The sequence below is a fragment of the Escherichia sp. AM3 genome (genome assembly GCF_032029835.1).
In the GTDB taxonomy this organism is placed as follows: domain Bacteria; phylum Pseudomonadota; class Gammaproteobacteria; order Enterobacterales; family Enterobacteriaceae; genus Escherichia; species Escherichia coli.
In genome coordinates this window covers 1-267 of record NZ_JAVUPQ010001010.1, presented here as the reverse complement: position 1 = coordinate 267, position 267 = coordinate 1, and the positions used below count along the sequence as shown (strand labels likewise).

The following is a 267-nucleotide window of genomic DNA, read 5'->3' as shown; positions in this document are numbered from 1 at the left end:
ATTAACCAGTTACTGAACTCCACCGATCCGCTCACGCTGATAACCAGTAATCCCAGCCCGCTGCGTGGCATTTTTAAAATGACCTCGACAACTCGCCAGTTCCTGACCTGTCAGCAGGCCGCAACAGAGATTAAATCCCTGGCGAATACCGATGTGAACCCGGGCAGTGCAACATTCACCTGGCTGACGCGTAAAGTCTTTGGCAACAAACTGAACGGTGCAGCCTTACTGTCTAACGCGATGGGGGAGAGTTACGGTTACTTCTAC

1 protein-coding gene is annotated in these 267 nt (G+C 51.7%); it reads left to right on the top strand.

Features of this window, described 5'->3' with window-relative positions:
- Positions 1-267: conjugal transfer protein TraG N-terminal domain-containing protein (locus RTW80_RS29470; protein WP_312721668.1), on the top strand; the 267-nt coding region annotated here is incomplete at both ends.